Annotated in this window: 22 protein-coding genes, 1 pseudogene and 1 riboswitch; of the genes and pseudogenes, 7 read left to right on the top strand and 16 right to left on the bottom strand. The window is 58.7% G+C overall.

What is annotated here, in order from left to right:
• Position 1: 1 nt before the first annotated feature.
• Positions 2-1981 (bottom strand): heme lyase CcmF/NrfE family subunit, encoded by a 1980-nt coding sequence (locus tag ACZ1G7_RS19255; protein ID WP_472660989.1) that lies wholly within the window; start codon positions 1979-1981, stop codon positions 2-4.
• A gap of 186 nt (positions 1982-2167) precedes the next feature.
• Between ACZ1G7_RS19255 and hisD the strand changes: the two genes are divergently transcribed.
• The 4 genes from hisD to ACZ1G7_RS19235 all read left to right on the top strand — a co-directional run bounded on the left by hisD (position 2168) and on the right by ACZ1G7_RS19235 (position 6201).
• Positions 2168-3496, top strand: a complete 1329-nt coding sequence (gene hisD, locus ACZ1G7_RS19250) for a histidinol dehydrogenase (protein WP_472660988.1) — start codon at positions 2168-2170, stop codon at positions 3494-3496.
• Between the two features lie 4 nt (positions 3497-3500).
• Positions 3501-4523, top strand: a complete 1023-nt coding sequence (locus tag ACZ1G7_RS19245) for a LacI family DNA-binding transcriptional regulator (RefSeq protein WP_472660987.1) — start codon at positions 3501-3503, stop codon at positions 4521-4523.
• Positions 4520-5488 carry a nuclear transport factor 2 family protein gene (locus ACZ1G7_RS19240; RefSeq protein WP_472660986.1) on the top strand — a complete coding sequence of 323 codons (969 nt, stop codon included), beginning with the start codon at positions 4520-4522 and terminating at the stop codon, positions 5486-5488. Before ACZ1G7_RS19245 ends, ACZ1G7_RS19240 begins: the two co-directional genes overlap by 4 nt.
• Before the next feature lie 173 nt (positions 5489-5661).
• Positions 5662-6201, top strand: coding sequence for a hypothetical protein (locus ACZ1G7_RS19235; RefSeq protein ID WP_472660985.1), 540 nt, complete (start codon positions 5662-5664; stop codon positions 6199-6201).
• Here the strand turns inward: ACZ1G7_RS19235 and ACZ1G7_RS19230 are convergent.
• The 11 genes and pseudogenes from ACZ1G7_RS19230 to ACZ1G7_RS19180 form a co-directional block, all read right to left on the bottom strand.
• On the bottom strand, positions 6198-7058 hold the full coding sequence (locus ACZ1G7_RS19230) for a lysophospholipid acyltransferase family protein (protein ID WP_472660984.1): 861 nt from the start codon (positions 7056-7058) through the stop codon (positions 6198-6200). The genes ACZ1G7_RS19235 and ACZ1G7_RS19230 overlap by 4 nt on opposite strands.
• A 93-nt stretch (positions 7059-7151) precedes the next feature.
• A complete protein-coding gene (locus tag ACZ1G7_RS19225) occupies positions 7152-7319 on the bottom strand; it encodes a hypothetical protein (protein WP_472660983.1) in 168 nt (55 codons plus the stop codon).
• Positions 7320-7440: 121 nt separating this feature from the next.
• Positions 7441-8238, bottom strand: a complete 798-nt coding sequence (locus ACZ1G7_RS19220; RefSeq protein WP_472660982.1) for an N-acyl homoserine lactonase family protein — start codon at positions 8236-8238, stop codon at positions 7441-7443.
• A complete protein-coding gene (locus tag ACZ1G7_RS19215; RefSeq protein WP_472660981.1) occupies positions 8235-8525 on the bottom strand; it encodes a putative quinol monooxygenase in 291 nt (96 codons plus the stop codon). The genes ACZ1G7_RS19220 and ACZ1G7_RS19215 overlap by 4 nt, the downstream gene beginning before the upstream one ends.
• A gap of 91 nt (positions 8526-8616) precedes the next feature.
• A complete protein-coding gene (gcvP, locus tag ACZ1G7_RS19210; protein WP_472660980.1) occupies positions 8617-11460 on the bottom strand; it encodes an aminomethyl-transferring glycine dehydrogenase in 2844 nt (947 codons plus the stop codon).
• A 13-nt stretch (positions 11461-11473) separates the two neighbouring features.
• Positions 11474-11833, bottom strand: a complete 360-nt coding sequence (gcvH, locus tag ACZ1G7_RS19205; protein ID WP_472660979.1) for a glycine cleavage system protein GcvH — start codon at positions 11831-11833, stop codon at positions 11474-11476.
• 14 nt (positions 11834-11847) lie between these two features.
• Positions 11848-12972, bottom strand: a complete 1125-nt coding sequence (gene gcvT / locus ACZ1G7_RS19200) for a glycine cleavage system aminomethyltransferase GcvT (RefSeq protein ID WP_472660978.1) — start codon at positions 12970-12972, stop codon at positions 11848-11850.
• A 119-nt stretch (positions 12973-13091) separates the two neighbouring features.
• Positions 13092-13180: riboswitch (glycine riboswitch) on the bottom strand.
• Positions 13181-13219: 39 nt separating this feature from the next.
• Positions 13220-14260, bottom strand: coding sequence for an AbrB family transcriptional regulator (locus ACZ1G7_RS19195; protein ID WP_472660977.1), 1041 nt, complete (start codon positions 14258-14260; stop codon positions 13220-13222).
• Between the two features lie 85 nt (positions 14261-14345).
• Complete coding sequence (locus ACZ1G7_RS19190) at positions 14346-15002, bottom strand: TetR/AcrR family transcriptional regulator (protein WP_472660976.1); 657 nt, start codon at positions 15000-15002, stop codon at positions 14346-14348.
• Positions 15002-16551, bottom strand: a pseudogene (locus ACZ1G7_RS19185) (trimethylamine methyltransferase family protein). The gene ACZ1G7_RS19190 and the pseudogene ACZ1G7_RS19185 overlap by 1 nt, the downstream one beginning before the upstream one ends.
• The gene (locus ACZ1G7_RS19180; RefSeq protein WP_472660975.1) at positions 16517-18925 is read right to left on the bottom strand and encodes a GcvT family protein; all 2409 of its coding nucleotides are present in this window, start codon (positions 18923-18925) and stop codon (positions 16517-16519) included. The pseudogene ACZ1G7_RS19185 and the gene ACZ1G7_RS19180 overlap by 35 nt, the downstream one beginning before the upstream one ends.
• A gap of 209 nt (positions 18926-19134) precedes the next feature.
• Between ACZ1G7_RS19180 and ACZ1G7_RS19175 the strand changes: the two genes are divergently transcribed.
• On the top strand, positions 19135-20073 hold the full coding sequence (locus tag ACZ1G7_RS19175; RefSeq protein ID WP_472660974.1) for a hypothetical protein: 939 nt from the start codon (positions 19135-19137) through the stop codon (positions 20071-20073).
• Between the two features lie 10 nt (positions 20074-20083).
• On the opposite strand, the gene ACZ1G7_RS19170 is transcribed toward ACZ1G7_RS19175, so the two are convergent.
• Complete coding sequence (locus tag ACZ1G7_RS19170; RefSeq protein ID WP_472660973.1) at positions 20084-20344, bottom strand: DUF2312 domain-containing protein; 261 nt, start codon at positions 20342-20344, stop codon at positions 20084-20086.
• Positions 20345-20455: 111 nt separating this feature from the next.
• Between ACZ1G7_RS19170 and ACZ1G7_RS19165 the strand changes: the two genes are divergently transcribed.
• The gene (locus ACZ1G7_RS19165; protein WP_472660972.1) at positions 20456-20671 is read left to right on the top strand and encodes a hypothetical protein; all 216 of its coding nucleotides are present in this window, start codon (positions 20456-20458) and stop codon (positions 20669-20671) included.
• Here ACZ1G7_RS19165 and ACZ1G7_RS19160 read toward each other — a convergent pair.
• The gene (locus ACZ1G7_RS19160; protein ID WP_472660971.1) at positions 20668-21192 is read right to left on the bottom strand and encodes a GNAT family N-acetyltransferase; all 525 of its coding nucleotides are present in this window, start codon (positions 21190-21192) and stop codon (positions 20668-20670) included. The two genes, ACZ1G7_RS19165 and ACZ1G7_RS19160, sit on opposite strands and share 4 nt — an antisense overlap.
• A 73-nt stretch (positions 21193-21265) precedes the next feature.
• On the opposite strand from ACZ1G7_RS19160, the gene ACZ1G7_RS19155 reads away from it, so the two are divergent.
• Positions 21266-21736 (top strand): DM13 domain-containing protein, encoded by a 471-nt coding sequence (locus ACZ1G7_RS19155; RefSeq protein ID WP_472660970.1) that lies wholly within the window; start codon positions 21266-21268, stop codon positions 21734-21736.
• A gap of 290 nt (positions 21737-22026) precedes the next feature.
• On the opposite strand, the gene ACZ1G7_RS19150 is transcribed toward ACZ1G7_RS19155, so the two are convergent.
• Positions 22027-23196 carry a sugar-transfer associated ATP-grasp domain-containing protein gene (locus ACZ1G7_RS19150; RefSeq protein WP_472660969.1) on the bottom strand — a complete coding sequence of 390 codons (1170 nt, stop codon included), beginning with the start codon at positions 23194-23196 and terminating at the stop codon, positions 22027-22029.
• 103 nt (positions 23197-23299) lie between these two features.
• Entirely contained in the window at positions 23300-24346 is a 1047-nt protein-coding gene (locus tag ACZ1G7_RS19145) for an ABC transporter ATP-binding protein (protein WP_472660968.1), read from the bottom strand.

Below are 24346 nucleotides of genomic sequence, written 5' to 3'. Positions count from 1 at the left end.
GTCACTCGGCAGGTGTGGCGTTCAAAGGCGCTTTGGACCGCGGCGCGCCGACGCGCAACCGCCTGTCAGACAGCGACAACGCGCCGCCCAGCACCAGCATCACCGAGCCGATCCAGAGGAAATTCACCAACGGTTCATAGATCAAACGCAGGGTCCAAAGACCTTGGGCCTGATCCGATGCAGGCTCCGCGATTGATACATAGAGATCACCCGCCAGCGTTTGGCGGATCGCGCTTTCGGTTGTCGTGGACCCGGCGACCGGATACACACGGCGCTCGGGGAAAAGTTGCGTCACAAAACCGCCTTCACGCGTGACGTTCAGCGTGGCGACTTGCGCGATATAGTTGGGGCCGCGGACCTGATTGACCTCGACAAATTCGACGTCGAACCCGGCAATTGGAACAACCGTCCCGGGTTCGGCAAAGCTGACAGTATCGGATTTCCATGCGCTCGCGCCAATGGCTCCAACCATCAGGACAGCAAGGCCCAGATGCGCCATGCTCATCCCGTGGCTGGCGCGCGGTTGGCGCTTGATGCGCGTCCATGCCCCTGGCTGGAACAGCTTGGCGCGGCGCGCCCAGTCCTGGATTGTGGACCCGATCAGCCAAAACGCGATACCCATCGAAATCGTGGCCAGCAACGGACCACCATGGGTGAACCAACCCACCACCAGTGTGGCGACCAGCACCAAAACGCCCAGCCATTTCAGCCGCGCAAGCACGCCCGGCAGGTCAGCGCGTTTCCAACTGAGATGCGGGCCGAGGCCCATAATAATGATCAATGGCAGGGTGATCGGGATGAAAGAAGCGTTGAAAAACGGCGGCCCGACAGAGATTTTCTCGCCTGTTATGGCTTCCAGAAAAAGCGGGTAGAGCGTGCCGAACAGCACCGTCGCCGTCGCCGTGGCTATCAGCAGATTGTTGATCAACAACCCGGCTTCGCGCGAAATTGGCGCGAAAAGCCCGCCCCCTTCCATCGACGGTGCCCGCCACGCAAACAGCGCAAGGGAGCCGAGGATGGAAACGCCCAAGAGACCCAAAATATACATGCCGCGTTCAGGATCGACCGCGAAAGCGTGGACCGAGGTCAGCAACCCTGACCGGACGATGAACGTGCCCAGCAATGACAGTGAGAAGGTCAGGATCGCCAAAAGGATCGTCCAGGCTTTGAACGTGTCGCGCTTCTCGGTCACGATGGCCGAATGCAACAGCGCCGTACCCGCGAGCCATGGCATGAAGGAGACGTTCTCGACCGGGTCCCAGAACCACCAACCGCCCCAGCCGAGCTCATAGTAAGCCCACCAGGAACCTAGCGCGATGCCGCCCGTGAGCGCCATCCAGGCCGCCAGCGTCCATGGCCGCACCCAGCGTGCCCAAGCAGGATCGACGCGTCCTTCGATCAGCGCGGCGACGGCAAATGAAAAGACGATCGAGAACCCGACATAGCCGATGTAAAGCAACGGCGGGTGGATCGCCAAACCGAAATCCTGCAGGAGCGGGTTGAGGTCCTGACCGTCCAAAGGCGGCGGGAAAACGCGTTCAAACGGGTTGGAGGTGAAGATCATGAAGCTTAAAAAGCCAACGCTGATCCACGCCTGAACGCTCAGGGTGCGCGCCTTGAGCCCAGCAGGGATATTTGTGCCCAGAAGCGCGACGCCCGCGCCAAAAAGCGCAAGGATCAGGACCCATAAAAGCAACGATCCCTCGTGATTGCCCCACGTGCCAGCCACTTTGTAGATCATCGGCTTCAGCGAATGAGAGTTTTCCACCACGTTCAGCACCGTGAAATCGCTGACGACATAAGCCTGCATCAGTGCGCCAAAGGCGAAGACGCAGAGCGCGGCTTGCACCACCGCCGTCGCCTGCCCGCTGGCCATCCAGACGGTATTTCCGCGCGCAGCGCCCCACATTGGCAAAACCGACTGCACCACCGCCGCCATCAAAGCGAGCGCGAGAGCGAATTGGCCGAGTTCGGGGATCATTGGACAGGTCCTGACTGCATATGATGCTAATGAATGTGTTATAGGTTAAAGGTCAAGCATAGGCACCGCGACGATCTGCCTCCTCACATAACATCTGCGTCAGAATTCTCACGCCGTGAATAAGGTTGAATACGTATTCATAGATGCTAAGCTATCTCCAACGCAGCGTCAGCGAAGGATTGAGACATGGCCATTGAGTATTTGAAACGCGGGAAATCTGAGGCTGACCGTCAGGACGATGACACCAAGGTGCGCGCCGTTGTTGAAAGCACTTTAAACGATATCGAGACCCGTGGCGACACTGCCGTGCGCGAATTGTCCGAGAAATTTGACAGCTATTCGCCCGCCAGTTTCAAACTGTCGCAAGACGATATCGATGCGCTGATGGCCAAGGTTTCTGACCGCGACATGGCCGATATTAAATTCGCGCAGGCGCAGGTGCGGGCCTTCGCACAAGCGCAACGTGATTCCATGCTCGATATCGAGGTGGAGCCGATGCCCGGCGTCATTCTGGGCCATAAAAACATCCCCGTTCAAAGCGTCGGCTGCTACGTGCCGGGCGGCAAATTCCCGATGGTGGCAAGCGCGCATATGTCGGTGGCCACGGCCTCCGTCGCGGGCGTGCCGCGCATCATCGCCTGCACCCCACCCTTCAAGGGAGAGCCGAACCCGGCGGTGATTGCCGCGATGCACCTGGGCGGCGCGCATGAGATTTACGTCCTTGGCGGCATCCAAGGCATCGGTGCTATGGCAATTGGGACTGAAACGATTGAACCGGTCCATATGTTGGTCGGCCCCGGCAACGCCTTTGTGGCGGAAGCCAAGCGTCAGCTGTTTGGTCGGGTTGGCATTGATTTGTTTGCGGGCCCAACCGAGACGATGGTGATCGCGGATGACACCGTCGATGGCGAGATGTGTGCCACAGATTTGCTGGGACAGGCGGAGCACGGGTACAACTCCCCCGCCGTGCTGGTCACGAATTCGCGGAAATTGGCTGATGACACGATGTCGGAAATTGAACGCATTCTAAAGATCATCCCCACGGCAGATACCGCATCGAAATCCTGGGAGGATTACGGCGAGATCATCCTGTGCGACACATATGAAGAAATGCTTGAGGTGGCCGATGATATCGCGTCCGAGCATGTTCAGGTGATGACCGACCGTGACGACTGGTTCCTTGAGAAAATGACCTGCTACGGCGCGTTGTTCCTTGGTCCCCGCACCAATGTGGCCAATGGCGACAAGGTGATCGGCACCAACCACACGCTGCCCACCAAGAAGGCGGGGCGTTACACAGGCGGGCTTTGGGTCGGAAAATACCTGAAAACGCATAGCTATCAGAAAGTCACAACCGATGAGGCTGCGGCAGATATCGGGGCCTATTGCTCCCGACTATGCCTGCTCGAAGGGTTCGTGGGCCATGCAGAACAAGCCAACCTGCGCGTGCGCCGCTACGGCGGGTTGAACGTACCATACGGCGGGCCCGCGCCTTACAAGGATGCGGCGGAATAACTGCGTGCCCAGCGTCAAAGTTACTTCCCAGGACGTGGCACGCCTGGCGGGCGTGTCGCAACCCACTGTCAGCCGGGTGTTCACACCCGGTGTTAAGGTCTCCGCGGCGATGGAAGCGAAGGTGCGCAGGGCGGCCGATGAGCTGGGCTACCGGCCCAACACGCTCGCGCGGTCGCTGATCACTGGGCAGTCGATGACCATCGGTCTGATCGTGGCCTATTTCGACAACCCGTTCTATGTCGAAGCGCTGGAAAAGATGAGCAGGGCTTTGAAGGACAAAGGCTATAACATCATGATCTTCATGGCCGCCAACCACGCGGGCGACGTGGATCAGGTGGTGCATGATCTGCTTGATCACCAGGTCGATGGGATCATTTTGGCCTCCGTCTCGACCTCCTCTGGATTGACGGAACGGCTGTTGGACGAAGGCGTTCCGCTGATCCTGTTCAATCGCGGCCATGACGATAAATCGCTCAGCGCCGTGACCTCAGCCAATACGACGGGCGGGCGCAAGGTCGCTGAATTCTTGCTCGCGGGCGGGCACACGCGGATCGCGCATATTTCGGGCTGGCAAGGCGCGTCTACCGGGCGGGACCGTTGTGCGGGTTTTACGCAAGCGCTCAGCGATCATGGCTTGGAGGCGCATGCGGTCGTCGATGGGCTGTTCTCTCGCGAAGCCGCCGCCGCCGCAACACGCAGCTTTTTCGCCTCAGGCAGCAGCCCGGACGCCATCTTTGTCGGCAATGACCATATGGCCTTTGCCGTGATCGAGGTCTTAAAAGGCGAGATAGGTCTCAAAATAGGCCAGGATGTATCCGTCGTGGGCTATGACGACGTCGCAATGTCAGCCTGGCCCAGCTTTGATTTGACCACGGTGCGCCAGCCCGCAAACCGAATGGTGGATGCCATCGTCTCCCAGCTGATCGCCCAAATCGAAGGCCGCGCGACCGAGCCGCGCCAAATTGAAATTGATGGGCCTTTGATTGTCAGAGGCTCAGCCCGCAAACCAGAAGGATGGGTGGAATGAGAGGTTTTTCTAACAAGTTCGAGGACCTGCCCGACTACATCCTGAAGATCACCCGCGAGATCTGGGAAGATCGCGGCCTCGCTACTTTGCACGACTACTACGCAACTGACCTACCAATGCGGTTTCCCTCCGGCCTCGTGACGGGCAACCAGAATGTGATCAATGGGACCATGGCAACTTTAGCGGAATTCCCAGATCGGCAGCTTCTGGGTGAAGACGTGATCTGGTCGGGCGACGAAGACGCGGGCTTTCTGTCATCGCACCGCATCCTGACCACCGGCACGCATCTGGGCCACGGCGCCTTTGGCAAGTCGACTGGCAAACGTTTCGTCATCCGCGCGCTTGCCGATTGCGCCGCGAAGGACAACGCAATCAACGACGAATGGCTGATCCGCGATGTCTCGGGCATCGTCATCCAGCTGGGCAAGGACGTCAAAAAATTCACCCGCAAGATGATAGAACGCGAAGGTGGGCCAGAACATGCAACCCGCCCCTTCACGCCCGCCGATGACGTGCAAGGCCCCTACACTGCGCGCGGAAATGACAATGAATGGGGGCAGCGATTGGCAAGCATCCTGACCCGCATCATGGACAAGGATTTCGCCGTGATCCCGGCGGAATACGACCGCGCATGCCACATCCACCACCCCGGCGCACGCGACAGCATCAGCCATGACGGCGCGGACCAAGCATGGCTACCGCTTAGATCATCTTTCCCAAACGCAAAATTCGAAATTCACCACCAGATTGGCCGCGAAGATCCTATGATGTCGCCCCGCGCCGCGATCCGCTGGTCGCTGACCGGCAAGCATGAGGGCTATGGCCTGTTCGGCGTGCCCAGCGGGGCAGAGGTGCATGTCATGGGCATCACCCATGCGGAGTTCGGGCCTTGGGGCCTGCGCCACGAATTCACCCTGTTTGATGAGGTGTCGATCTGGAAACAGATCATGCTGCACCAGGGGTGAAAGAAGAAAGTTAACAACGTCTGAAACTTTAAGGGCGCGCGGAACGTTTCTTACTTGAAGAGGCGCGGATCACCTGCGTCCCAGCAGAGAGGACGACACACGTGACCCTTCGTTCAATAGTAACCACCCTTGGCCTTACCCTTGTTTGCGCAACGCCCGTTGCAGCAGCAACCGTGACCATTAATTTCGAAACCTTTTCCCGTGGCGACCGCGTCACCGCAGGCACCGACATTGGGGGTGGGCTGGTGCTCGACCGCGATATCTCTTTTGAGGATCGCGGCTTTATCCAAAACGCGCCCGCGACCGTCGGCACCGTGGCCTTGGCCCGCAGCGCGGTGAATTTTCAAGGCGATGACGTTGCCGGCATGTTCGCAAAAGCAACCAGCTTTCTGCGCATTGGCGCAGGCGACGTGAAAGGGTTCGACACCGACGTGATCACGCTGACCGGGTTTGATGCCGATGGCAACGTCGTCGACAGCGCCGGGTTCAGCAACAATACCGGCGCTGAAATCATTGAAATCCGGGGCGCAGGCATCGTGTCATTCTATCTCGACATTGATGATATCGCCAGCGGGCGGCTTGATCAGAACGGCTCCGCCGGGTTTGACAATATCAGTTTTGAGGTTCCTGCGGTGCCCCTGCCCGCCTCCCTTCCTCTGCTTGGGTTTGGTGCGGTGCTGTTGCACGCTTTAGGGCGTCGCAAACGGGCCTAACCCGTCCAGCGCAAACTGCCACTTGCGCGCACCATTGAGACGCGGCCCTGCGCATCTTCGCTCAGCGCCAGCGTCGCGCGGCGTAGCAGGGCAATGCCGTCTTCAGATCGCCGCGGCAAGGCGGCAGCCGAAATCGGCTCGCCCACCGTGATCGTGTAGGGCTGCCGCGCCTTGTTGAGCGTCTCATAGAACAGGGTGATGTCGCGCAAAGTTGGGTGGATCAGGTCAAGCGCGTAAAACAGCACCGAATTGCGTGCCTCAATATGGACGGGGATCACGGGCAGGTCGAACTTGCGCGCAATCATCGCGGCAGAGGCCATCCAAGGCCGTTCATGCAGCGCCAGCCCCCGCCGCTTGGCCAGCCGTCCCGAGGGGAAGATCACCCCCAAACGTTGGCGGGCCACGGCGGTACGTGTGTAATCCATAGTCTGCCGGGTCTTGGCCACAGAGCGTTTCTCATGCCGCCATTCCACCGGAGCAATCATCTGCGCCATTTGCGGCAGCACTTTCAGGATGTCGGCATTTGCATAGAAAAACAGATCAGGGCGGATCGGCGACAAGACATGGTTGAGCATGATGCCGTCTGCAACGCCTGTGGGATGGTTGGCCACAACCAAAGCGGGTCCGCGCCGTGGGATGTTCTGCAGCCCGGTGCATTCAACGCTTTCGGCCAACAACCGCCCCATATGCCCCATCAGCGCATGCGCGTCCTGATGGCGTAGCTGCGAGGCGAGCTCGATCGTGTCACGATACCGCAATGCCCCCATAATCGTTTCGCGCGCTATTCGAGCAGTCAGGCCAGCCCGGTAGAGCCAGGGCGCCCGCTCAGCAATAAGAGGGTCGATGCGCTGTCGCATGTCCGTGTTTGAGCAGACGCGGACGACAGTTTCATGACGGTTGTGTTTCGGCGCTGTGATCTGCGCGCAATCCTGCGCACATGCGGGCAGGCTCTAGGCGCTTTGCGGCGCAGCGCGGCTGTATTTGGCCCAAACGCCACCGATGGAAAAGGCCGCGAAAATGAACATCGCGTCGGCAGCGGCCACATCATTGATCCAAACAGCCATGGCAAGAAGGGCGAGTGCTACGAAAAGCGTGAGACGAATGAGCGTCGCGTTCATGAAATCAGTCCTCGTTAAAAACCGGGTGCGCAACGCTCCCAAGGTTTTGGGGCAAAACTGTGTCAAAAGCTGGGAAAATGCCGCAAATCCTAACGTTCGCCGGGAGCGGCAGCAGAAACTGTCAAAACGGCCAATGCGTCGGACCTTGGTCCAAACGGAACACATGATCCGCCTTATCCTGCGCGAAAATTGTCCGAACCAACGGGTCATGCCCCGGCACGATCAGCTGCGGTGTGGAGGCCAATTCATGCAACCGCGCGAAGCCGCGCATCATGTCTTCAAGGTCAACAACGATTGGGAAAGGTTTGTTTTCAAATACATTCTCATAGTAGTGGGTCGCATCGGACGCAAGGCACAGCCAACCGGCTTCGGTGCGGACCCGTACCGCCTGCAAGCCGCGCGAATGCCCGCCCAGACAATGCACGGTGACACCTTCAGCAACCTCGCCGTCGCCTTCGTGAAACACGCAGCGCCCGGAATAAACACGTTTGACCGCTTCGCAGACATGATCCGCCGTGAATGGCATTTTGAGAACCCCGTGGCACATGCAGGGGCCCGTCGCGTAGGCCATCTCGGCAGCTTGCAGATGGATCGTGGCATTTGGAAACAGGTGCAGCCCGCCTGCATGGTCGTAGTGCAGATGCGTGATGATCAACTGGGTGATGTCCTCGGCCCGCAGCCCCAAAGGCTTCAATGCCTCGCGCGGGTCCATCTGGATCGGGCGATCGCGGGCTGCGGCCTCCTCGCTGTCATAACCGGTGTCGACAAGGATAACCTCATCCCTGCGCCGCAGCACCCAGATAAAGTAATCCATTGCATGCGACGCGTCGTGATTGTCGTCAAAGATGAAGCTGTCGGCGCGGGTACGGGCGTTGCGCTCTGCGTATTTCAATGCGTGGACCTGCCATGGACCGCTCATTGGGCAACGACGCTGAAGAGCCGTGCTTGTTTGTCGGCCACCATATCCGCAACAGCCGCGTCAAAGCTTTTGAAATGGTCCGAGGCAAGATGCGCGTCAAACGCGGCGCGATCCGTGTAAAGCTCGTAAAGAAACAGCTCCGAAGGGCGTTCAGGGTCGGTGCAGACGTCAAACTGGTGACAGCCCACCTCTTCCCGCAGGGAGGTTTGCGCGTTCTGCCTCATCAAAGGCAAAAACACCCCCATTTGCCCGTCCTTTAAGGTGAACGTCACGGTGACAGCATACATATCCGGGGCTCCTTTGGGTTTGCGTGGCAGTGAAGCCCGAAACCCCGGATTGCGCAAGCATTTTAATGTATTCGTTAATTAATGCGCAGACCTATTCAGCCGCCTCCAGATACTCCTCCATCGGCGGGCAGGTGCAGGTCAGATTGCGGTCGCCCCAGACATTGTCCACGCGCCCAACGGGCGGCCAATACTTGTCGATCCGGAACGCGCCCGCCGGGAAGCAGCCCGTCTCGCGGCTATAGGGCCGGTCCCAATCCCTGACCAAATCCTCCATCGTATGTGGCGCATTTTTGAGCGGGTTGTTGTCTGGGTCCATGGCTCCGCTTTCAATGGCGCGGATTTCTTCGCGAATGCCCAGCATCGCATCGACGAACCGGTCAAGCTCCGCCTTGGTCTCGGACTCCGTGGGTTCAATCATCAAGGTGCCTGCCACCGGCCAAGACATAGTCGGCGCATGGAACCCGCAATCGCTTAGCCGCTTGGCGATGTCATCCACCGTCACATGCGCACTTTCATTGAACGGCCTTGTGTCGATGATGCATTCATGCGCTACGCGCCCCGTTGGCCCTTTGTAAAGCACGTCAAACGCGCCCTCCAATCGTTTGGCCAGATAATTCGCGTTCAGGATCGCGACACGCGTCGCCTGCGTCAGCCCGTCGCCACCCATCATCAGGCAATAGGCCCAGGAGATCGGCAAGAGCGAGGGGGAGCCGAAAGGCGCCGCACTCACCGCACCTTCACCAGAATTAGGATCGCCCGGCAAATGCTTGATAAGGTGCGACTTAACGCCAATCGGACCCATGCCCGGTCCACCCCCGCCATGCGGGATGCAGAAGGTCTTGTGCAGGTTCAGGTGGCTCACATCGCCGCCCAGATCGCCGGGTCGTGACAGCCCCACCATCGCGTTCATATTGGCCCCGTCGATATAGACCTGACCGCCCGCGTCATGGGTCATTTGGCAGACCTCAATGACGGTTTCCTCGAACACGCCGTGTGTCGACGGGTAGGTGATCATGCAGCCCGCAAGTGTGTCTTTGTGCTGTTCGACCTTGGCCCGGAAATCATCGAGGTCAATGTCCCCTCTCTCATCCGACTTCACCGGAACGACTTTCCAACCCACCATCTGGGCGGAGGCTGGGTTGGTGCCATGCGCGCTCATCGGGATCAGGCAAATGTCGCGATGCCCCTCGCCGCGGGCACGGTGATAAGCGGCAATAGTCAACAGTCCGGCATATTCGCCCTGAGCGCCCGAATTGGGCTGCATGGAAATCGCGTCGTAGCCGGTGACATCGCACAGCTTGGCCGACAGATCTTCAATCATCTCAGTATACCCCGCCGCCTGATCCTTGGGGGCAAACGGGTGCAGCAGTGAAAACTCATCCCATGTCACAGGCATCATTTCAGCCGCGGAATTGAGTTTCATGGTGCACGACCCCAGCGGGATCATCGCGCGATCCAGCGCCAGATCGCGGTCGGCAAGACGGCGCATATAGCGCATCATTTCCGTCTCAGCCCGGTTCATGTGGAACACTGGGTGAGTCAGATAAGATGTGGTCCGGATCAGCTTTTCCGGCACGCTGTAATGAGGGGTGTAATCCTTGTCCTCCTGATCGATCCCGAAGGCGCGCCAAACGGCTTCAATGGTCTCAGGCGTTGTGCGCTCATCCAGTGTGATCCCGACCTTGGTCTCACCCACTTTGCGAAGGTTAATACCTTCGCGCACGGCAGAAGCCATGACAGCGGCTTGAAGCGCGCCGACCTCAACAGTGATCGTGTCGAAATAGGTTTTCGGTCGAATGTCGAACCCCGCCAGCTTTAAACCCTCGGCCATACGCGCAGTTTTGCGGTGGATGCGCTGCGCAATCGCCTTCAGGCCCACTGGACCATGAAACACCGCATAAAAGCCCGCCATGACGGCTAGCAAAGCCTGCGCGGTGCATACGTTTGAGGTCGCTTTTTCGCGGCGGATATGCTGCTCGCGCGTTTGCAAAGACAGCCGGTAGGCACGGTTGCCATGGCTGTCGATGGAAACGCCCACGATCCGGCCCGGCATATTGCGCGCGTAATTCGCCTTGGTCGCCATATATGCCGCGTGCGGGCCGCCATAGCCAACCGGCACGCCGAAACGCTGGGTTGTGCCTACGGCGATGTCAGCCCCCATTGCACCGGGTTCCTTGAACAGCGTCAGCGACAGCGGATCGGCGGAGATGATGCCGATCGCTTTGTGCTCATGCAGCGCTCCAATCTGCGACGTGAAATCGCGCAATTGCCCATGCGTGCCGGGATACTGAAAGATCGCGCCAAATACCGCGCTTGCGTCCAGCGTGTCGGGATCACCGACGATGATATCTATACCCAAAGGCGCTGCGCGCGTTTTCATCACAGCGATGTTTTGCGGGTGGCAGTTTTCATCGACGAAAAACGCCTGTGCCTTAGATTTGCCCACGCGCTGCGCCATGGTCATCGCCTCTGCGCAGGCCGTCGCCTCATCAAGAAGCGAGGCATTTGCGATCTCTAGACCTGTCAGATCGGACACCATCGTTTGAAAGTTCAAAAGCGCTTCCAGCCGACCTTGGCTGATCTCGGGTTGGTAGGGCGTGTAGGCTGTATACCACGCCGGATTTTCCAGGATGTTGCGCTGGATCGCAGGCGGCGTGACCGTGCCGTGGTAGCCCTGCCCGATAAGCGAGGTCAGGACTTTGTTCTTGGCCGCCACGCCTTTCATATGATGCAGCAATTCACGTTCCGACAGCGCTTTTCCAAAATCGAGCGGCGCCGCCTGACGGATGTTTTCAGGCAAAGTGTCGTCGATCAAAGCGTCCAAATCCTTGGCGCCAACAACGTCTAACATCTCCGCCATCTCGGACGGGGACGGGCCAATATGGCGACGGTTGGCAAAGTCGTAAGGCAGGTAGTCGGTAGGCGTGAAGGTCATCGTCTAACCCCTTTTATCCGATGAATTTTTTGTAGGCGGCTTCATCCATATAGTCGTCCATGGGCGACAGGTCGGAAGGCTTGATTTTGAAGAACCACGCACCCTCCATAGGGTCGTCATTGACCTTGCCCGGCTCATCGCCCAGCGCTTCATTCACTTCGACAATTTCGCCATCAAGCGGCGCAAGGATGTCTGAGGCGGCCTTGACGGATTCGATCACAACGATCTCATCATCCTTGGACACGGTCGTGCCCACATCAGGCAGCTCCACGAAAACGACATCGCCCAGTTGCTCGGCCGCGTGCTCGGTGATGCCGACGATGATCAAATCACCGTCCTCGTGCAGCCATTCGTGATCTTCTGTGAACTTCATTCTGTATCTCCTTGTTATCGTTTGAAATTGGCGGGTGTGAAGGGCAGTTTTGCGACGGTGACGGGTTGCCGTTTGCCGCGCAACTCCCCCCAAAGCTGGGTACCGGGCTGGTGCAAGCTGTCGGCAACAATGCCCATCGCGACGGGCGAGCCGACGGTTGGGCCAAAACCACCAGAGGTGACAAAACCTATCTGTGTCTCGCTGTCTTCTGACGCGAACAAAGCAACGCCTTGCCGCATGGGCGCGCGCCCTTCCGGCAGCAGGCCGACGCGGTATCGACCGACGCCATCTTCAAGCGCCTTGAGGATCGTATCGGCCCCCGGAAAACCACCAGCACGCGCGCCGCCTGTCCGGCGCGCCTTCTGAATGGCCCAAGTGAGCGACGCCTCAACCGGGTTCAACCCGGCGTCCATGTCTTGGCCGTAGAGACACAGCCCGGCCTCCAACCGAAGCGAATCCCGCGCGCCAAGACCAATGGGCTCGACATCATCATGATCCAAAAGCGCCCGCGCCAAAGCCTCAGCCGCATCAGCAGGCACCGAGATTTCATACCCGTCTTCGCCCGTATATCCGGAACGCGACACCCAAGCCTCGACACCGTTCAAGTCCAGCGTCGCGACGTCCATAAACCGCATCTCAGCGGCGCGCGCGTCCAATCCGGACAGCACATTTTCTGCCACAGGGCCCTGCAAAGCCAGCAAAGCACGACCAGTGATTTCTTCAACCTTTAGAGCAGGCTCCAAGGCGGCTTTCATAAGCGCGACGTCAGCTTCTTTGCACGCGGCATTCACGACGACCAACACATGGTCCCCGCGATTGGCCAGCATCAGATCATCCTCGATCCCACCGGCATCATTGGTGAAAAACCCGTAGCGTTGCCGGCCTTGGCCAAGCCCCAAAATATCAACCGGGATCAGGCGTTCTAACCCCAGCACTGCATCCGCGTAGCTGTCGCCCTCAACACGCACCTGCCCCATATGGCTCACGTCAAACAGGCCGGCCTTTTCACGGGTGTGCTGGTGTTCCTTCATCACGCCAAGCGGATATTGCACCGGCATATCGTAGCCTGCGAAAGGCACCATTTTGGCGCCCAATGACAGATGCAACGCATGCAGCGGGGTGGTTTTCAGGTCGGCCATTTAGGTCTCCGGCATCAAGGGCGCAAAGCGGGCTTTGCGCGGGTGATGCCCCCTCTGTCCGTTTGCCTGAGATCGCTATCCCTTCGGCGGACGCGTCACGCGCCACTCTCCAGAGTCTTGGTCATACGCCGGTCCATTGAGCCTGAGAGTTTCCGGGGCGGTTGCTCCTTCGGCATCGAGCTTTCCTCGATTCTCCCGTCGTATACGGCGGCACACTAGGCATGTTTCCGATACGAAACAAGAGTGATTATCGCAGCAACCGATTGATCAAGGGTGCGCCGACAATAACCACCACGATGCGGGCAATATGATGGGTCACAACATAGGCCAGATCGACGCCTGCGACGATGGCCAACACAGTCATTTCCGCCTGCCCACCCGGTGAAAAAGCAAGCAAGGCAGAGGCCTGCGGCGCGAGGCCCAAGAAGACGGCGGCCTCGGCAAAGCACACCGCAATGACGAAAATAATCGCGGTATAGCCAATCGCGGCCAACACGACGCGGGTCAGTTCCCCCCAAGTGACGCCCACATATTTCACCCCGATGCTAAGCCCGATGAAAAACTGCGCCATCAAAATTGCCTCAGCAGGCGGGCGGGAGTGGATCAGGCCTGTCAGGCTCGCAAGCGCGGCCAAGATCATCGGCCCAAGGATTGACGCCCCAAACAGCCCAACCGTTTTGGCGCCCCACCAGCCAAGTCCAGCGATCAGAACCATCAGGCCCAGCTCATGCGGCGGCACGTCAAAAACCGGGGCACCAATTGGCTGATCAAGGTTCAGCCCCAACCCAAAAGCCAGCACCACCGGCAGGACCGTCACGACGATCAGGACGCGCGTCGCATGGATCAGAGAAAGTTGCCGAACATTGCCACCCGCCTCCTCGCCAAAGACCAGCATGTCCTGCAACCCGCCGGGCATGGCGCCGTAATAACTCGTCGCCTTGTCAAGCTTGCAGACCCGGCGAAAGAACGGGTAGCCCGCGCATCCAATGGCCGCAATGAAAGGCGGTATGAACATCAGCGAAATGGCCATGTCCGGGATGCGCCCCAAAACGTCTGGAGTGATCGACGATCCAACCGCGACGCCCAGCACCGTGCGCATCGCGTTCCCGACAACCTGCGGGCCTTGAAGTGGCGCCCCCGCTAGCGCTGTGATCAGGCAGGCAAACATCGGTCCAAGCAACCAGGGCAGCGGCATGCCCACGAATTGAAACGCCAAGCCGCCTGCTCCGGCCAAAGCCATCGTCAGGCTCACCGCTAACCACTTCGGGGTGTTGTTCGACTGTGTCATGGCGATTGCTCAAATTGGCCCTTGTAACAGGGCGCCGCCTCAGTTGCGGGCAACCTAGCGCCCGGCGCGCGGAAGATACAGTGCCCTAATCGGGCGCGTCCGTTTTGCCTTGGCCCGTCACGCGCCGCGCAAAGGCCTGAAAATCCTCAATCTGATCCGCACGGGGCGTAACCCCGGTAAAGACAAACAAGTATCCCGGCACGCGGGCGAGCCGTTCTTCGACCGTTTCATTAAGCTCAAGCGCGTAATACCCGATCTGCTGATAATAGAGCACGCGGGCGCGGATATCGGCCTCATCCTCTGTATACCCGTGCCGCGCGAACATGCGCGCGACGGCGTCTTGGCGGGCCGTGTCGCTGCGGTCCACCACCCGCCGCACAGCCCCGTCGCGCCGCGCCCACTCCCGGATTGCAAAGTCCAGCTGGTGGTTAAACCCGTCCGGATCGACCACGCAGCGAAAGAAGTTATTGAGCGCGTCGATGATATCACCCGCAGGCAGCTCACTATGCGCGATCATGACGGCGGTGTTGGTCCGCTCCCATTCCGCCAGAAGCTGTTCCAGCAGGTCCTTGCGACTTTTGAAATACCAATAGAAGCTCGAACGCGACACATCCAGACGCTCGCCGATGGTCAGCACCTTCACCTCGGACATCCCGTCAGAGATCAGCAAATCCATCGCCACATTCAACCAATCCTGCCGCGTGACCTTGGTGTTGCCCGGCAGTTCGCTTACGTCCTCCATCAGCTTTCGGGCGGGGCGCCGCCCGCCTCGCTGCGCTTGGCGATGAATTCCTTCAGCGCGCCGATGCGGGCGTGATCGGTCGGCGGCTTATATTCGGCTGCAACGATATCTTTCCACACTTGCGTCGCGCGGCTGGACGCATCGGGTGCGCCCGCCTCCGTCCACGTCCCGAAATTCGTGTAGTCATGCACGATCGGCTCATAGAATTCGGTGCTGTAGCGCGCCATCGTTTGGGGCGCGGCAAAGAAATGGCCGGACGGCTCCACATGCGAAAGCGCGTTTTCAAACCCAATCTCATCTGCGCCCGCAGCTCGTCCGGCACAAAGCTCCGCCACCATATTCAAGACCTCCACATCTGTAATGATCTTTTCATAGGAGACGCTCAGCCCGCCCTCAAGCCAGCCTGCCGCGTGGATCACCACGGTCGAACCCGCCATAAGACACCCCCAGAGACCCAGCTGATTTTCATTCGCCGCTTGGACATCGTTCAAGTTCGACGCGGACCCGGCGGCGGAGCGCCACGGCAGCCCGATCAACCGCGCCAACTGACCTGCGGCAAGCGAGGCTTGAAAATGCGTGGGCGTCCCGAAAGCGGGCGCGCCGGATTTCATATCGACATTCGAAGTGAAGGTGCCATAGCAGATCGGCGCGCCGGGTTTGACGAGCTGGGTCAGCGTGATCGCTGCAAGCGCCTCGGCATGGGACAGGGTGATCGCGCCCGCAACAGTGATCGGGGCCATGGCACCCATCAGCGTGAAGGGCGTGACGATGGACATTTGCCCATGCTTGGCAAAATCAATCAGCCCCTGTGCCATCGGGATATCAAGCGTGCGGGGGAGTTGGTGTTGATAATCGTGTAGCAATGCGGATTGGTCGCAAAACCTGCTTCAGAAAGCCCGCGAAAATCGCGGATCATCTCAAAACAGTCCAACACCTGCGGCGTTCCCCGCGAAAAAACGAAAGGAAACTTGTCGCTATAGCTCAGCTGCACCTCGGTCGTGAAATAGTGCCGCAAATGCGTCTCCACATCCTGCGGCTCAACCGAAGGGGACAGCATTTGCAGCACGTCGAAATGCTGGTTCAACTGAGTATATTCAATGTAGTCGCGCCCGGACCCGGGACGCCGACCGCGTTCCAAATCAGTGGCATGCGGCGCGCCTGCACCGGGTTGAAACATCAGGCTGCCCAGCTCCAAAGTCAGGTCGCGGTGCCGCTCGCCCGCGCGGGCTTCAATGGATTTTGGCGCAGTTGCGAGCGCGGCCTCAACCATGTCGCGACCGATATAGACCATGTCCTCCACGATGCGCGCCCCGCCCTTGCGAAAGCGCTCCACCGCCTCAGGCAGCAAAACGCGCATCCCCAGATCTTCCAACGTCCTGAGCGCCGTTTCATGCATATTGGTGATCTCGTCCTTCGAGAACACCTCCATCAGTGGAAACGGGTTTTTCAACTGCCGGTAATTGGGCGTGCGGGCTGACGGTGCCGCCACCCCCGCCCGCCTGCCGCCGCGCGCCTTACGCACCGCGCATGGCCTTGCCCATCGGATCATAGGGCGAGGCCGCAATGACCGTCGCCTTGCGTTCCTGCCCCACGATATGGGCCATAAGCGGCGTGCCAACGCCCGAACAATCGCTGTCGATCATCGCCATGGCCAGCGATTTTCCGGTCGTATGACCATACCCGCCGGAGGTGACAAAACCCACGCGCTTGTCGCCGTTCCAGACCGGCTCATACCCGCTGGCATCGGCATCTGTCGCGTCAATCTCAAGCGTGACGATGACCTGATCAGGCGTACCCGCATCACGCTCTTTCAGAGCCGCCTCACGTCCTACAAAGTCACCTTTGTCCCAGGCGATCCACCGGTCCATGCCGGTCTGACCCGGCGTGTAACCCTGCGTGAACTCCGCCGACCAGATGCCGAAGCTCTTCTCCAGCCGCAGCGACAAAAGCGCGTTGAACCCGACCTCCCGTATGCCAAGATCAGACCCCGCCTCCAGCAGCATACGCCGCAACGCGATGTGATCGCCTGCACGGCAGTTGATCTCGTAGCCACGTTCACCAGTGACGGACATGCGCGCCACCTTGGCCCGGATCAGCCCGACATCAAAGCTGGCGCAGCCCATGAAGGGCATCGGGGCCAGATCATCGGTGACCAGACGGTCCAGCACCTCCAGGGATTTTGGTCCGGCCAAAGCGAACCCGCCAACCTCTTCCCCAAGATCACGGACCTCAACCCCGTCCATCATGTGGTCGTCGAACCACCGCATATGCCATTCGCGCAAATAGTAGGACCCCATGATCCACCACGTATCGCCATCCCAATTGAAAACCGTCAGGTCCCCTTTCAGCTTGCCATTCTCGGCCAACATCGGGGCCAATCGTGCATAACCGGGCGTGGGCAACTTGGACGCCATCAGGCGGTCCAGCCAGACCTCCGCATTCGGGCCGGACACTTCAAAGCGCGAAAAACCGGAGGTATCGATCAGCCCAACCCCATCGCGCACCGCGCGGCATTCCGCCCCGACGAGGTCATGCGCATTGGAGCGCTTCAACGACGGTGTTTCTTCAAATCCGTCAGGCGCAAAATAAAGCGGCACCTCCAGATCATAGCTCGCGCCCCAACGGGCACCCGCAGCCGTCATGTCGCTATAGGCGCCGGCCATTTTCAAAGGCCGACCGGCAGGCAGTTGCTCATTCGGGTAGGTCATCACGAAGCGGCGGGTATAGAACTGACCAGTCGTCTGGCGGATATATTCTCGGTTCTCCGCAAAGCGGCCATATCGGGCGACATCCATGCCGAAGACATCTGCCTCGGGCTCCCCATGGATCATCCATTCGGCCAGCGACTTGCCGACACCACCACCCTGCAGGAAGCCTGCCATCACCGCACAGGCGCACCAATAGCCGGGCTTACCGCGCACCGGGCCTACCAGCGGATTGCCATCGGGGGAGAATGTGAACGCGCCGTTTACCCAGGTTTTGACGCCGGTGTGCTGCAAGGCCGGGTAGCGCTCAAACCCCAATGTCAGCTCATTTTCAATCCGGTCGGTCTGCTCTTGAAACAGCTCCATCCCGTAATCCCACGGCGCGCCGTCCATCGCCCAATGCTCGTGGTCAATCTCGTAAATGCCCAGCAGGATGCCCTTCTGATCCTGGCGCATATAGGTGAAGCCTTCCAAGTCCACCGTCATCGGCACTTCGAAATCCAGCTCTTCCAGCTCGGGGATGGTGTCGGAAATCAGGTAGTGATGTTTCAGCGGCGAGACGGGCAGCTCGATCCCTGCCATCCGCCCGACCTGCTTGGCCCAAAGACCTGCGGCATTGACGACATGCTCGCAGGTGATCGTGCCCTTATCGGTCACAACCTTCCAACCGTCCTTGGTCTGGATCAGCTCTTCAACCTTGGTGTGTTCATACACTGTCGCCCCGCGCTTCTTGGCCGAAATCGCGTAGGCATGAACCGTCCCCGTGGTATCGACATAACCCTCGCGATCCGCCCACATGCCGCCGATAATCCCGTCGGTGGAAATGATCGGGCAGGCTTTCTTGATCTCCTCTGGCGTCATCAAATAGCAGTCTTCGATGCCAATGGATTGGAACGTCCGGTAGGCGGCTTGCAGCCATTCCCAGCGATCAGGCGTGCCCGCCAGCGTCATCCCGCCGGTCATGTGCAGCCCGATGGACTGGCCCGACTCCGCCTCAATCTCCGAGAGCAGATCAATCGTATACGCCTGAAGCTGGGCAATGTTCGGGTCCGCGTTCAGCGCGTGTATGCCGCCCGCCGCGTGCCAACTGGAACCTGCGGTCAGGACGGAACGTTCAAGCAGGCAGACGTCAGACCAGCCTAACTTGGCGAGATGATACAGCACCGACGTGCCCACAACACCGCCCCCAATGACGACAACCCGGTAATGAGAATCCATGGTCCAGCCTCCGCAAAAACAACTGCAGGAGACGCTAAAATCAGCGCAGATCAAAGTCTAGACAGAAATGTCCAGAGCTTGAATTTTGACGCGAAACAGCGTTGGGGCTTTACATTTTCCAACATAAATCGAATTTTAAGAGAAATATGAAAGAAACCGAGCAGTATCGAGCACATTGCCCCTGGTTCAGTTGACTAAGCACTTCCGCTTTGGCCCGATTGGCCGAACAAAAACCAGACGCACAGGCTGCGACGAACGGAGACAGCACCCCGATGCAAATTGCCCTGCACCTAGGCGCGCATTGCACAGATGAAGGTCGATTGCTGGGCTGTCTGCTGAAAAATACAGACAAGCTGGTCGAGCAGGGCATTCTGGTCGCCGACCCGACGCGCTACCGCCCCATCATCCGCGAAGCGCTTCAGGTCCTCAAAGACAACCCGCCCACTTTTGAAACAGAACAAACGCTGATCGACGCGATCCTCGATGAGGAGGAAGTTGACCGCATCATTCTCAGCCATGACGCGTTCCTGGGCGTGGCGAAACGGGCAGTTGAACGCGATGTGCTCTATGTTGGCGCGGGCTACCGGATGCCGCGCATACGCAACCTGTTTGCGTCCTGCGAGATGGAGCTGTTTATCGGGCTCAGCAACCCCGCCACATTCGTGCCCGGCGTGTTTGCAAAATCGACCGAGAAAGACTTCGCCACCTTTCTGGGCGACAGCGACCCGATGAAACTGCGGTGGTCCGACCTGCTGGCGCGTCTGACTGAAATCATGCCCACCGCGCGCATCTGGGCGTGGTGCAACGAAGACACGCCATTGATCTGGCACAAATTACTGCGCCACGTATCCGGCCATGACGAGTTCACGCATCTTGACGGGCGCGACGATTTTCTGGGCGAGTTGATGACCAAAAACGGGTTCGCGCGCATGCAGTCCTATATGGAAGCGCACCCACCTCAGAATGACCTACAGCGTCAGCGCGTGATGGAGGCGTTTCTAGAAAAGTTTTCGCGCGAAGACGCTTTGGAGCAGGAGGTTGACCTCCCTGGTTGGAGCGACGCCTATGTCGACCAGCTCACTGACCTCTATGATGCCGATCTTGCCGTGATACGCGGCATGCCGAATGTGCAGCTGATTGAGCCCTAGATCGGCGCGCCTACATCCCCAACGCTTCTTTATAGAGGTCGAGCACGGCCTCTTCTTCCGAGATATCCTGCGGGTCGCGTTTGCGCAAAGCCACCAGCTTGCGCAGCACTTTCGTGTCGTAGCCGCGCCCTTTGGCCTCTGCCATGACCTCTTTTTGCTGGTCAGCAAGGTCCTTTTTCTCCATTTCCAAACGCTCGTAGCGTTCAACGAATTGGCGCAGCTCGTCGGCTGTGACGCGGTAGCTGCTATCGATGACGGATGTATCGGACATGGGCTTTCCCTTGCTTGAAACGCGGCAGAGCCCATGGGATATAGCGCGTGGGCGCGGGCTTCAAGCGCCTATTCTGCGGCATGCGGGCCGCGTGTCAAAAGGGTTAAATACATGGGTTACTTGATCCCGATCGGGGCCATTGTCACCGTTGCCGGGTTGGCGCTTTTGATGATTTGCATCGGCAAGATCAGCAAGGCCAAGAAGGCGGGGCTTTCCGATGATGAGATGCGCGGCGTGTTGCAAAGCGTGGTGCCGATGAACCTGGGCGCGCTTCTGTTGTCGGGGCTTGGGCTGATGATGGTCGTTCTGGGGATCATCCTGACCTAACCCTGCGTTTCGGCCAACCACTTATACATCACATGCGCATCGACCAGCCCGTCAGACGGGTGATCAAACACGTGGGGCAACATCCCGACCGTCTCAAACCCAAGCTTGTGCCATAGCGCGACGGCACCGACATTTGTCGCAAGCACCATGTTGAACTGCATCGCCCGATACCCCAACGTCACGGCCTGCGCTTGCGAATGCAGGCACATGTCCCGCGCGATACCCCTGCCCCGCGCGGCCTCAGACGTCACGTATCCACAATTGCACACATGCGCGCCACCGCCCGCGGCGTTGGTCTTGATGTAATACGTCCCAAGCAAGACGCCTGCGTCTTCGACCACAAACGACGCGCGCGGGGCCGCGCACCACATTTCAAGCGCATCCTCGCGGGTAATTTTGCGGTCCACAGCATAGGTGTCGCCTGCGCGAAAGACGGGGTTCAGGATCGCCCAAATGTCGGCGTGATCTGCGGGTGTGGCGGCTCGGACAATCATAAGCGCAAGGTAGTCAGGCCCGCGCATACAGACAAGCGCAAGACGCTCGCCATCAAACCCGTTTTGACCTAACCTGATGAAGCCTCAGACGGAGACAGCTATGAAACGCCTAATGCTCGCCCTGATCACCCACGGGATCACCTTGGCCATTGGTTTTGCTCTTGGCGTTTATTTTCTTCCCATTCTGACCGCCCCCGACGCGCCCGATGCGGCCATTTTGGAGGAAAGCGCCCGCGACGCGGTCTATTCCGCCGAGCTGACCCGCGACCTGCGTGGCAGCGATCTGCTGCATTGGGGGGAAGGCACGATCAGCCTCACGCCTACGCAAATTGTTCACGAAGGCGCGCTCGCACCGGGGCCGGACTACAAGATCTATCTGTTGTCCGAATTCGTCGAGCATGAGGACGAATTTAACCCGCTCAAGTCTCAGGCAGCACTGATTGGTGACGTCAAAACCTTTGATGGCTTTCTGGTCGATGTCCCCGAGGGCATTGATATCGATGACTATTCAACGCTGGTCGTGTGGTGTGAAAGCTTTGGCGAATTCATCACCGCCGCCAAATATCGGTAGCGCAGATCTGTTTTGATACGGAAACACACTGTTTCCAATTCACGCCGGAAATTCTCTTACAAATTGGCGCCTCTATCGCGATATTAACCATGACGACGCGCTTTTTTGTTTTGCGTCATCCGTGTTGTGTAATGAGTAATGGAATACCCCGATGCCTTATGAACAGCTGATCACCACCTTTGTGGTCATTTGCAGTGCAGCGATTGTCTTTCGCCTGATCAAAATCGTCATCAAATAGCGCGGCCATCGGGCACTTAATGACCCGAACGCCCCCGTTCAATCAGTCAAGATCACGCTTTCGCTTTGCCTGCGGCCGACAGGATTGCTGCCTTTTCATCCGCTATGCGTTTGAAAACCGGCGCGAATTCGGGGTTGAGGATACCTCGCCCGGTCGCGATTTGATAAAGCGTGTGAAACGGGTTGGTATTGCACTCCACAATGACCGGGCCCGCCTCGCTGATGCCCATATCGAACCCCAGGATGCCGTTGCCAAGTGCCAATGCATGCGCGTCGCAGGCAAGTTGCGTAGCCTTCTCCCACTCCGGGATGGACACGCCGCATAGTGGCTTGCCGCTGACCGGGTGGTTTTCGATGATCTCCATCTCCAGCCCAGACCCGCGGCGCACTTGTTTGACCTCACCGGTCGCCACATCAAGCTCCGCCAACATGCTTCCTGCTTGCCAGAAATTGTCCGACATCGCGTCTGGCGCCGGTATTTTCCACAGTGCGTAAAGCGGGCGCGGCGCGCCGTCCTCAACGACAGTGACAATCCGCATGGTGCCCAGCGCAGGACCGGCAATGTCAGACAAGCTCTTGTGCTGAACGACCGCGTCCTCAAAGCAATAGCCTTTGGTAAATTTGGCGACGATTTCTTTGACTGTCGCAGTCAACTCGACCTCCCGACCATTGCCAAGGGTCAGTGTTCCCGCCTCAGCATTCACAGATGTGAACAGGGCTGAGCCCACGCTTTTCGATCCTTCAACCGGTTTGCCGAATAGTGGAAACTGCGCTGTCTGGGTCAGAAAATCAACAATCTCAGCCTCGTTGCGCAAGGTCGTCAGCCTGCCAAATGAGCGGCGGGTCGAAAAGACAGCCTGCGTTTTGGTGGCGGAAAAGCCCAGCTGCGCCAGCAGCGCCGTATACAGCACTTTGTCCTGTAAGAAATCGCTGATCCGCGCGATCTGTGGCGGCGACATCGACAGGTTCAATTCTTTGTTGCGCAGCTCACCGACGAATTGACGTTTTTCTTCAGCGCTGAGCTCCGGGCGATAAAGCTGCGCGTCGTAATATTCGTTCGACGCCAGTTTGGTCGCGCCGAGCCGTAACTTGGTGACATCCAAAAATTGCTTGAACGGGCTCACACCATGCTCTTGCGCCACACGCACCACCACGGATTGCGCAGCGTCAGAACCACCTTTAGGTGTTGAGACCAAGGTTTGCGGCATCGCTGTATCGGACATGGAATTACCCTGCTTTCAGAAACTGTTGTTTCCAAAAACCAAGGTAATCAGGCGAGATTATGGCCAGAAACGGCCACCCCTAAGACAGTTGTCGTCAATCCGACTAAAGCCGCGCGCCGGTTGCCTGATCAAACAGGTGGCAGATCGAAGCTGGCACATTGGCAGAGAAGCTGTCGCCGATCTCCGCGCGGAACTCTTTATCCGCTTTGACCGCCATCAAAGCGCTGCCAGATTTGACCGTGATCATCGTCGCATCCCCCAGCAGTTCCATTGAATAGACCGGCGCTGTGATCTCGGACCCAGCCCCTGTCGCAACCGACGCATCCTCCGCCCGGTAGCCAAGCGTCACAGCCCCGTCGCGCCCAGTCAGCCCTTTGACCTCAATATTGGGTGCGGTGAAGGTGCCATCTTTCAGCTGCCCATCAATCAGGTTCATCGCCGGGTTGCCGATGAAGCTGGCCACAAAAGTATTCGCTGGGTTGTCATAGATATCCGTAGGCGTGCCAACTTGCTGCACGATCCCTTTCTCCATCACGACAACGCGGTCGGCCAAGGTCATCGCCTCAATCTGGTCGTGGGTCACGTAAATGGTGGTCGCCTGCAGCTCATGGCTGAGGTTTTTGATCTGAGCACGCGTAGACACACGCAGCTTGGCATCCAGATTGGACAGCGGCTCATCCATCAAGAACACTTCCGCCTTGCGCACAATCGCACGGGCCAGGGCCACACGCTGGCGCTGTCCGCCTGACAAAGCCGCCGGTTTGCGCTGCAAGAAATCGTCAAGCTCCACCATGGCAGAGGCGCGCATGACCCGGTCATGATGCTCTGCCTCCGGCACTTTGCGCACCTTCAGCGGGAACCGGATATTCTCATAGACCGTCATGTTGGGGTAGAGCCCATATGACTGGAACACCATCGAGATGTCGCGATCTTTTGGCTCGACATTGTTCACAACGCGGTCGCCGATCCAAATCTCCCCTTCAGTCGGATCTTCCAGCCCCGCAATCATCCGCATGGTCGTCGTCTTCCCGCAGCCCGACGGCCCCAGCAGCACCAGAAACTCCTTGTCCGGGATGGTCAGGTCAAAATCCTTGACCCCGACAAACGAACCCCAGCGCTTATTGACGTTTTTGAGTTTAATCTCAGCCAT

It is taken from the genome of Litoreibacter sp. JB4-2, from assembly GCF_055693445.1.
This window is presented reverse-complemented; position numbering and strand designations above follow the sequence as displayed.

What these genes read in the sequence shown, in the direction of transcription:
- ACZ1G7_RS19230 (WP_472660984.1), bottom strand. Translation starts at nt 7,058, where the DNA reads ATGCGACAGCGCATCGACCCTCTTATTGCTGAGCGGGCGCCCTGGCTC.
- ACZ1G7_RS19255 (WP_472660989.1), bottom strand. Translation starts at nt 1,981, where the DNA reads ATGATCCCCGAACTCGGCCAATTCGCTCTCGCGCTCGCTTTGATGGCG.
- ACZ1G7_RS19190 (WP_472660976.1), bottom strand. Translation starts at nt 15,002, where the DNA reads ATGGAGGACGTAAGCGAACTGCCGGGCAACACCAAGGTCACGCGGCAG.
- ACZ1G7_RS19160 (WP_472660971.1), bottom strand. Translation starts at nt 21,192, where the DNA reads ATGCGCGGGCCTGACTACCTTGCGCTTATGATTGTCCGAGCCGCCACA.
- gcvH (WP_472660979.1), bottom strand. Translation starts at nt 11,833, where the DNA reads ATGAAGTTCACAGAAGATCACGAATGGCTGCACGAGGACGGTGATTTG.
- ACZ1G7_RS19155 (WP_472660970.1), top strand. Translation starts at nt 21,266, where the DNA reads ATGAAACGCCTAATGCTCGCCCTGATCACCCACGGGATCACCTTGGCC.
- ACZ1G7_RS19145 (WP_472660968.1), bottom strand. Translation starts at nt 24,346, where the DNA reads ATGGCTGAGATTAAACTCAAAAACGTCAATAAGCGCTGGGGTTCGTTT.
- hisD (WP_472660988.1), top strand. Translation starts at nt 2,168, where the DNA reads ATGGCCATTGAGTATTTGAAACGCGGGAAATCTGAGGCTGACCGTCAG.
- ACZ1G7_RS19220 (WP_472660982.1), bottom strand. Translation starts at nt 8,238, where the DNA reads ATGAGCGGTCCATGGCAGGTCCACGCATTGAAATACGCAGAGCGCAAC.
- ACZ1G7_RS19150 (WP_472660969.1), bottom strand. Translation starts at nt 23,196, where the DNA reads ATGTCCGATACAGCGATGCCGCAAACCTTGGTCTCAACACCTAAAGGT.
- ACZ1G7_RS19165 (WP_472660972.1), top strand. Translation starts at nt 20,456, where the DNA reads ATGGGTTACTTGATCCCGATCGGGGCCATTGTCACCGTTGCCGGGTTG.
- gcvT (WP_472660978.1), bottom strand. Translation starts at nt 12,972, where the DNA reads ATGGCCGACCTGAAAACCACCCCGCTGCATGCGTTGCATCTGTCATTG.
- ACZ1G7_RS19240 (WP_472660986.1), top strand. Translation starts at nt 4,520, where the DNA reads ATGAGAGGTTTTTCTAACAAGTTCGAGGACCTGCCCGACTACATCCTG.
- gcvP (WP_472660980.1), bottom strand. Translation starts at nt 11,460, where the DNA reads ATGACCTTCACGCCTACCGACTACCTGCCTTACGACTTTGCCAACCGT.
- ACZ1G7_RS19225 (WP_472660983.1), bottom strand. Translation starts at nt 7,319, where the DNA reads ATGAACGCGACGCTCATTCGTCTCACGCTTTTCGTAGCACTCGCCCTT.
- ACZ1G7_RS19170 (WP_472660973.1), bottom strand. Translation starts at nt 20,344, where the DNA reads ATGTCCGATACATCCGTCATCGATAGCAGCTACCGCGTCACAGCCGAC.
- ACZ1G7_RS19195 (WP_472660977.1), bottom strand. Translation starts at nt 14,260, where the DNA reads ATGACACAGTCGAACAACACCCCGAAGTGGTTAGCGGTGAGCCTGACG.
- ACZ1G7_RS19215 (WP_472660981.1), bottom strand. Translation starts at nt 8,525, where the DNA reads ATGTATGCTGTCACCGTGACGTTCACCTTAAAGGACGGGCAAATGGGG.
- ACZ1G7_RS19180 (WP_472660975.1), bottom strand. Translation starts at nt 18,925, where the DNA reads ATGGATTCTCATTACCGGGTTGTCGTCATTGGGGGCGGTGTTGTGGGC.